This is a genomic window from uncultured Mucilaginibacter sp., assembly GCF_903913935.1.
GTDB lineage: Bacteria > Bacteroidota > Bacteroidia > Sphingobacteriales > Sphingobacteriaceae > Mucilaginibacter.
Genome location: NZ_CAIWNH010000520.1, coordinates 1 through 8,924, shown reverse-complemented (window position 1 = coordinate 8,924; position 8,924 = coordinate 1). Strand labels below are relative to the sequence as shown.

Genomic DNA, 8,924 nt, shown 5'->3' with positions numbered 1-8,924 from the left:
CACGTTTGGGTACATACTTTTTGTACGCTATATCGCTGTTGCCTTTCTGGTTTTTATACGGCGTAGCTGATATTTTATTCTTTATTCTTTACTATATCGTGCACTACCGGCGCAAGGTGGTACAGGAAAACCTGCGAAACTCATTCCCCGAAAAAACAGAAGCTGAGCGCAAACTGATAGAAAAAAAATACTTCAAATACATGGCCGACCTGATGATTGAAACCATCAAATCGGTAAGCATGTCGGCAAAAGAAGTTAAGCGGCGCATGGTTTGTACCAACCCCCAGTTAATGGAACATTATTTTAGCCAGGGCAAAAGTATACTGGCAGCTGCGGGGCATTATTGCAACTGGGAAATGGCCTGTTTAGACTTTGGCTTTTTAACCAATAATCGCCGCATGGTGATCTACAAGCCGCAATCAAATGAGGTGTTTACGGAGTTTTTTAATCGCACCCGCTCGCGATTTGGGGCAACATTGGTACCGATGAGGCAAACGTTGCGGAAGTTGATCGAATACAAAAACGAACTCACTTTTACGGTCTTAGCCTCAGACCAAACGCCGACCCGCGAGGATGCCAAATATTTCACCACCTTCCTGAACCAGCCAACTGCTGTATTCCTCGGAGTTGAGAAGTTAACCAAAGTGATGAATTGTGTGGTTATTTTTTATAAAATTGAACTGGTAAAAAGAGGTTTCTATACTTATACATTTGTTCCTTTGGTTGAAGAACCAAAAAACACCAAACCATACGAGATCACCGAAATACATGTGAAATACCTGGAATCATTAATCAGGGAAAAACCCGAATACTGGCTATGGTCGCACCGGAGATGGAAGATTAAACCGGAGGACGTTCATTAGTTCATTAGTTCATTGGTTCACTGGTTCATTAGTGTATCCTTTATAAATGATTTAAATTTCGTGTTTGATAATTAATATATTCGCCCAATAAATAATTAATGCTTCCAACTTTTATAAATAATAGCAACTATACAGGTTCACCGTCAAATACCAATGAACTAATAAACCAGTGAACCAATGAACCAAACACCTAAAGTTGCCATCGTTATTTTAAACTGGAACGGCATCAAACATCTGAGCCAGTTTCTTCCATCGGTATTAAGTTCTGTTTATCCGAACCTGGAGATCATTGTAGGTGACAATGGCTCTACAGATGGATCGGTTGAGTTTATCCGAAAAGAATACCCAACAGTCGGGATCATACAAAACGATCAGAATTACGGTTTTACCGGCGGCTATAATAAGGTACTGGAGAAAGTTGATGCTGATTATTACATCCTGTTGAATTCTGATGTGGAAGTTATACCAGATTGGATAAGCCCGGTTATTACTTTGATGGAAAGCGACCCGAAAATAGCAGCGGCGGCGCCTAAGATATTGGCCTTCAATCAAAAAGATCATTTCGAACACGCCGGGGCAGCGGGGGGATATATTGATAAATACGGCTATCCTTTCTGCCAGGGAAGGATGTTTTACGAGATTGAAGAAGACAAAAGGCAATACCAGCAGTCGCACGAGGTTTTTTGGGCGACGGGTGCAGCCTTATTTATCAAAAAGCATTGCTGGGATGAAGCAGGCGGCTTTGACGACCGCTTTTTTGCGCACATGGAGGAGATTGACCTCTGCTGGCGCTTAAAAAATATGGGGTATAAGGTGATGTATTGCGCCGAATCGGAAGTGTTTCATTTAGGGGGCGGAACCCTAAATGTCGAAAATCCATTTAAAACTTTTTTGAATTTCAGAAACAATTTACTGCTCCTGCAAAATAACCTTCCTTTCTGGCGCGCTGTTTTTATCATTATCGCCAGGATCTGGATGGACTTTCTGGCCCTGCTTCGCTTTTTGAGCGAAGGTAAACGCAAAGATGCATGGGCAGTAAGCCGTGCTCATCAAAATTTTGTTTGGCGCCTGTTAAAAGGAGAACACCGCAAAGTATCTGCCCTGCAAAAAGCAAATAGAAAACTACTGGCCAAACGGTACCCGGTAAAAGGCATTTATAATGGCAGCCTGGTGTGGGCATTCTTTGTAAAAAAGAAAAGACATTTTACTGATCTGGATCCGGCAGATTTTCTTTAAAACCTTTTTTACTTCCTGATTTCTTTCCCTCACTTCCTGTAATTAAAAACTGATTGTCGACCGGCGCCCCGTCAGGAAAAAACAATTTGATATCTTTTTGAGTAGAAGGAAGCGGGATGCCTTCGGTATCAATGGCCCCGTATATTTCAGCCAGTATCTTGCTTTTTATTTCTCCTGTCTTATTGATATCGGCCACCCAAAAAAGCACCTTAAATTCAATGGCGCTTTCGCTTACATTATTTACTAAGACAGCCGGCGCAGGTGCGGTCATGATATCGTCGTGGTTAATAAGCAGGCTTTTTAACATGTCTTTTACTTTCGCTATATCCACACCATAAGCGGTTATTATCCTCAAATCAATCTGCCGGTTACTGTTGCTTAATGTCCAATTGATCACCTGGTGCGAAATGAAGTCGCCGTTAGGGATAATTACCTCCGAACCATCGCCGGTAACTACCTTACTGGCCCGGATACCGATTTCACGCATCGTACCCATATGCCCGTCAACCTGGATGACATCGCCAATATTGATCGGTTTCTCAAACGCCATGATCAGGCCAGACACAAGATTGTTAACAATATTCTGCAAACCAAAACCAATGCCTACGCCAAATGCGCTGATAATAATAGTGAGTTTATCAATAGGGAAACCTGACGCTGCCACCGCCAGCAAAAAACCAACCGAAAACACACCGATGCGGATAATAAGCGCCGACGTACGGTTTTTCCTTTTCAATACAGAAAGATCTGTAACCCGCTGGGCCGAAATATCAAAAAGGTAACTGATCACTTTTGAAACTATTGATGAAAGCCAGATCACCAAAATGAAAACAATAAAGCCCCCAAGTGTAAAGGAAGAATCACCGACAGCTTGTTTTTGATTGAAAATATCATGCAAGTTATCCCAAGCCCAGTCGTCAATATTTAAATTCTGAAGCAGAAAAAACAGCCACAATAACGACCCCAGCAAAATCAAAGTATTTTTGAATTTCTTTTGCACCAGAGTATAGTCTATCCAATTGATGATGTTGTTGGGGCTTCGTTTGATTTGAAATTGCAGGTACAAGCCTTGTATTATTATCCGGATAACAAGAAACAGGGTTACGACGAGCCATAAATTAAAAACAGCGGTTACGCCCGCTATTTTGGCCAGGCTAAACCTGCCGGATATATTCAAAATCAATGATAGAACTTCCAGTGTTATAAAAATTTGCAGGGCCAGGCCTGTATTGGGGAGGTGTTCATCGGGTGATTTTTTGTATTTTTTATATAAAGTATACGCTGCTATAATAGAAACAATGCTTAGGCCCAAAATCAAATACCTGTCGGCATTTGAAATTTCGATAAACAAATTGCTGACGCTGTATCCTAATGCAAGCAAAAACAGCACCTTAAGGAAGTTAAAACTGGCTTTGGGAATATCTTTCCTGATCAGTATCAGCCCAAATATCATTGAAAGCAGAAAAAATGCTTCCAATAAAACGGTGGGCGGGTGGCTGTAAAAATAGGGTGCAATTACAGTTACAAGCAGCAACGCTGATATGATCGGCTTTTTATAAATATAATTAGCCTCGCTAAAAAGCTTTTCCGTGTCATCGTGGTTTTTCGACGCTTTGGCGCGGGTGTAAAAGATCAGGGTAAATACCAGGATCAGAAACAAAAGCCCAAGCAGGTTTGTTGCTGTCTGGTTCTTTACAAAATAACCAAGCAGTAAATTGTTTAGCTTTACAGTACTTTTTAATGCTGAATCGAGATCATTATACCTTGGATCCTGAACCCAGATAACGTTTGTTTCCCCTGAAAGCGCTTTTGTGGCGAATCCGCTTATTTTAGCGTCGATTTGGTCATCCTCATCAAGGGCCTGGGTATAGGCAACAGAAGCTTTATCCTCGAGTAAGTTAATTTTTAACAAGGCAGCACGGTTAACGGAATCAATTTTATGCCACAATAGTCTTAGGGTTTTAAGCTGTGTGAAAAAAGTTCTCCGAACCACACTGTCATAAGGGGCCGATCTTAACGATGTATCTTTACTGAATTTGAGCAGGTCTTTCTGGTTTTGTACCAGTTTTGCGTTGATATCGTCGAGATCCGACTGCCATCCTTCGAGGTTATCTTGTATGCGGTCTAAATTATCTCTTAATACAAAAAGGTACCGTAATGTGCTTGATTTGTGCGTATTGGTAACCTTGGCTATTTTATCAAGCCTTTTGGTTGCCTGGGGCAATCGCTCGCTCACGTCGGCAGTGTCCAAACCTTCTGCCAGGGTATTTTTAACCTGATTAAACGAGGTTTTATACTGCTCAATACGCTGCAGAAGGCTATTTATAGAGGTATCGGACTTGTTAAGCGACCGCATTAACGAATCGCGTTTATGCAGCCCACGCCTCGCAGCTTCTCTTTTTGAGACAACAGCTTTTTTATCTTTATCTTTAGTTTGTGAATAGCCTTCAATTGACGAAAAAAGCGCAATTGAAAGGATAATCAGGCTGGTTATTTTAGTTATTCTGAACATTTAATTTTGTAAGATTAAAAAAGTCACCAAACCGGTGCCACGGAAAACAAGTTATTTTCCTGTTAAAACGCTTTCTATTGCTAAACGGTATGAGTCCATGCCAAAACCTGCAATTACACCCAGGCAGCTGGCCGCCAGCATGGAGTGATGCCTGAACTCTTCCCGTTTGTATACATTGGATATATGCACTTCAACAACGGGTGTTTTTATGGCTGCAATGGCATCGGCAATAGCAATCGAAGTATGCGTATAAGCTCCGGCATTTAAAACAATACCGTCAAAACTAAACCCAACTTCATGGATTTTATTGATAATTTCGCCCTCAACATTACTTTGATAGTAGCTGATTGAAATTTCCGGGTAGCGTTTGCGCAACTCTTCCAGGTAGGTTTCAAAATTACTGTCGCCGTAAATAGATTTTTCACGGACGCCGAGCAGGTTTAAATTAGGGCCATTTATAATTTGTATCTTCATCAGTTCAAACTTAAATAAAAACATTAAATAAACTCAATTGGATTGGCGATCAACAATAAAAGGCTTCCAGGCATATTTGAAATTAGAAAGATCGCTTTCCAATAATTCTATTGAGGCCTACAGCCGGGACATTGAAAAGCTTTACCAGTTTTCTGACAGTCAACCAGTTAAACTTTATCCTGAAACAATTACCCTAATAAATTTACGGCATTTTATTGTTTGGGTAAATGAATTGGGCATGATCCCCTCCTCGCAGGCAAGGATATTATCAGGCATAAAATCTTTTTATAAATACCTGTTGATGGAGGACCTGATCAAAAGTGACCCTTCTGAGTTGCTCGAATCGCCCAAAATCCAACGAAAACTGCCCGATACTTTGAGCTATGAAGATATCAATAAAATGATCGACGCCATTGATGTTTCAAAACCAGAAGGCGGGCGCAATAAAGCCATCCTTGAGGTATTATATGGATGCGGACTGCGGGTGTCGGAATTAACGGAACTAAAATTATCAAACCTGTACCTTGATATTGAATTTATAAAAGTAACCGGCAAAGGGAGTAAAGAGCGATTGGTACCCATTGGAGGTTCGGCTGTAAAAGCTTTAAAAATATGGATAGAGAACATCCGCGTACACATCCCGATTAAAAAGGGGGAGGAGGACCTGGTATTTTTAAACCGGAGAGGATCGCGGTTGAGCAGGGTTTATATATTTATGGCGATCAAACAATTGGCTCAACTTACCGGTATCCATAAAACCATCAGTCCGCACACTTTCAGGCACTCATTTGCTACCCATTTGGTGGAAGGAGGTGCCGACCTGCGCGCCGTACAGGAAATGCTGGGTCATGAAAGCATCACCACCACCGAAATTTATACGCACCTGGACAGGGAGTATTTAAAAGGGACGATCATTCAGTATCATCCGAGAAGTTAATTTCGGATTTCGGAATTTCGATTTCGGATTTTAAAAAAGAAGAATTTCAGGATTTCATAATCGCGGAAATCCTAAAATCCGTTTCATCGCCGTTCAGACAATAATTACAACTTCTTCCAAATCGGCCATACCCATATACTGGCGGAAGTTTTGCACATCGGTATCTACCATTTTTTTAAATACAGGGTTTAATATATGCGCCACACTTGCACCGAGGCCACCTGCTGGTGGCTGGTAGGTAATAAGCAGATCGATCAATGTGCCCCCGTCCTGGGTATCACGGAACCTCACCTTACCCGCATTATCAATTATTGAACCGGGTAGTGAACTCCAGCCAATAAATTCACCGGGAACATCCATCACAATTTCGGCATCCCAGCTAACGTTTGCAACGCCTGTTGGCAGTTTGAGCACCCAATGTGAATGTTCGTTATCTAAAACATCTACACTTTCAAGATGGTTCATAAACAAGGGCAGGTTATCCAGTTTGCGCCAGAAGTTGTAAACTACTGACCTTGGCTTAGCTACTGTGAAGGAATATTTAATATTGATATTAACCGGTTCTGTAGTGTCTTTGCCCATTTGCGAATATAATTCACAATGGCCGGTGATACCCCGGTTCATCAGGTATCCGCCTGCACCCAATTTTAAAAGACTTGCAAAAGGGCTTTTGAACAAGTTCCGTAACCCTGAAAAACCCAGCTTTACGCCTGCGGCAATTGAAATATAGCGCTCTGGCCAATTTAAGTTTATTTTTTCTTCGGAGGCGGTATTATAACCGTTCATCCGTACTATTGTTGTTGTTGACATAGTATTTAGTTAAATTAGGTATACCAGCATAACAATCCTGATCGCCGATTAGTTTTGATTATTATGATTTCACTGATTGTGATTTCACCGATTGGAGCATTGATTACACAGAATATCAAACAACTTAATCAACTCAATACAACTTAATCAACTCAATCCAACTTAATCAACCAATCAACTCCCCTCAATACCTGAACTTAAACTTACTCAGATCGGGCAAATACTTTTTAGGGCGGGTTAGCTCATATTGAAAGATCAGGCGGCCCAGGTTTTTCATAAAGGGGAGGCAAACGGTTTTGTATTCGTATTTGTTGTCATTATAGATCTCATTATCGTTGGATTGCACCACTGCAGTTATGATAAACTCCACTTTGTTTTTAAAATCAACGATATAGGCATTATCGATATCAAAGCCATAGGAGTCGCCGATCTTGTCAAAGATGCGGATATGTGGTTCTATGACCGCGGTACTGTCGCCACCATAAAACAGCCATTTACAATAAGCGGGGAAATACTCTGGCTGAGTATAAGTTGGATGTTTGCTCTCGGTAGGGAACATGCTCATGTAATGATAAATGAATTTGTATTGATCAGGGGTTAAATTAAAACGGTCGTTTTCCGGGTAAACTTCGGGGAAAAGCAATCGCTTCAATACCGATTGCTGGTCGGCAATGGAGTAAACGTTTTTATCGCTGAAATCAAAAGGCTTCATCACCAGTTTATCGTTCTTATCTATATACCCATTCCCAACGGTCATATTGTCAAGGTGCATGGGGTATTCGCGTGCATCATATTGGGCTGGTTGGTGATAGACAAGCTTTTTACCATTATAAAAGTCGATGGCGTTGGTATGTTTGGTACCTTCACCGGCGTCGCCAATGGCGAGACGGCTAATGATGCGGGTATTATTGAGGTTATACTTTTTCAGTTTATCATTGATCTCGCCCCGGCCAACAAATTCATAAAGCCGGTTGTAGGCAAAATTATCACTCACCAGTAAGATCTCTTTGATGTATTGTTCAATACCCGGAAGGCCGTTTTTAGCAAGGGAATCTTTTAACATTTTTGTTTCTCCGGCAAAAGAACTATCGGTTTTCATTACTGATTTGATAGATAAACCAGGTATGTTTAGTTTATTCAATTTTTCCAGGGCGAAAATGGCCGTTGGCAACTTTACCGTACTTGCCGGGTAGAAATAATGATTGGCGTTCAGCCTGTAACTATAGGAGGTAAAATGAGGAATATTGTTTTCGTCCCGGTCGATTTGGGTATACAAGATTTGTACTTCGTTATGTGTAGGATGGTTAAGGATATGACTGAACAGGTCTGGGTGTGACTCCAATAAATTTTTCAGGAAAACAGTATCTGTGGTTTGTGCCGAAACCGACAAAGCTTTCATAAGTAAGAAAATAAAATATAAATACCGCGTCATTTAGGTGAAATTGGATGAACTTAACAGTTGATGCAGCCATCTTCCGGACTTTACTGACTTTCCGGACTTTCGGACTTCCCGCCAACTAAAGTACAAAGTATGTTGTTAAATAAAAATCTTATCCTACTTTTGCATCGCTTTGGTTCATTCGATAACTATTTAACGAATGATTAAAAGGGAATACGGTGTAAATCCGTAACTGTCCCGCAGCTGTAAGCTCCGTAACCAATGCCCAATCAATGCCACTGTACGCTTAACATCGGACGGGAAGGCCGGGCAAAAGGGGAGTAAGTCAGAAGACCTGCCTCAGCATAACTATTATTCATAGCTTTCGGGGATTGAAGCTTGAATGTGAAACTCATCTGTCGTTTCCATTCTTTTCATTTCTGTATGCTGTGGGTTAAAACTCACAACAAAATGAAAAAAAATTACGCAATTGTTGCTGCAGGCCTGGGGCTTGTACAACTGGTGTTGCTGAGTACAGCAACACGGGCCCAGGACACAACCCGGACCCTTAACGATGTAGTGGTGACCGCCACCCGTTCACCAAAAAAATTATCAGAAATTGGCCGGGTGGTATCCGTGATCACGGCCGCAGAGATCAGCCGCTCACAAGGCAAAACGCTGCCTGAATTATTGAACACCGTTTCGGGCATCACT

Annotated in this window: 8 protein-coding genes and 1 riboswitch; of the genes, 4 read left to right on the top strand and 4 right to left on the bottom strand. The window is 41.4% G+C overall.

The genetic code is table 11. The annotated features are described in order from the left end of the window. Both QZY09_RS20995 and QZY09_RS20990 read left to right on the top strand, forming a co-directional pair. The coding region (locus QZY09_RS20995; RefSeq protein WP_295675728.1) for a lysophospholipid acyltransferase family protein at positions 1–863 on the top strand (863 nt) is incomplete at its 5' end. 177 nt (positions 864–1,040) lie between these two features. Then, entirely contained in the window at positions 1,041–2,099 is a 1,059-nt protein-coding gene (locus QZY09_RS20990) for a glycosyltransferase family 2 protein (protein WP_295675726.1), read from the top strand. Here QZY09_RS20990 and QZY09_RS20985 read toward each other — a convergent pair. After that, complete coding sequence (locus tag QZY09_RS20985) at positions 2,068–4,611, bottom strand: mechanosensitive ion channel domain-containing protein (protein WP_295675724.1); 2,544 nt, start codon at positions 4,609–4,611, stop codon at positions 2,068–2,070. The two genes, QZY09_RS20990 and QZY09_RS20985, sit on opposite strands and share 32 nt — an antisense overlap. A 51-nt stretch (positions 4,612–4,662) precedes the next feature. Continuing rightward, entirely contained in the window at positions 4,663–5,085 is a 423-nt protein-coding gene (gene aroQ / locus QZY09_RS20980; protein ID WP_295675723.1) for a type II 3-dehydroquinate dehydratase, read from the bottom strand. Between the two features lie 37 nt (positions 5,086–5,122). Between aroQ and xerD the strand changes: the two genes are divergently transcribed. Beyond that, positions 5,123–6,022 carry a site-specific tyrosine recombinase XerD gene (xerD, locus tag QZY09_RS20975; protein WP_295675721.1) on the top strand — a complete coding sequence of 300 codons (900 nt, stop codon included), beginning with the start codon at positions 5,123–5,125 and terminating at the stop codon, positions 6,020–6,022. 93 nt (positions 6,023–6,115) lie between these two features. On the opposite strand, the gene QZY09_RS20970 is transcribed toward xerD, so the two are convergent. Continuing rightward, positions 6,116–6,832, bottom strand: a complete 717-nt coding sequence (locus QZY09_RS20970) for an SRPBCC family protein (protein WP_295675719.1) — start codon at positions 6,830–6,832, stop codon at positions 6,116–6,118. 184 nt (positions 6,833–7,016) lie between these two features. Next, a complete protein-coding gene (locus tag QZY09_RS20965) occupies positions 7,017–8,231 on the bottom strand; it encodes a serine hydrolase (protein WP_295675717.1) in 1,215 nt (404 codons plus the stop codon). Between the two features lie 156 nt (positions 8,232–8,387). Next, a riboswitch (cobalamin riboswitch) is annotated at positions 8,388–8,588 on the top strand. Between the two features lie 93 nt (positions 8,589–8,681). Here QZY09_RS20965 and QZY09_RS20960 point away from each other — a divergent pair. Then, the coding region (locus QZY09_RS20960; RefSeq protein ID WP_295675715.1) for a hypothetical protein at positions 8,682–8,924 on the top strand (243 nt) is incomplete at its 3' end.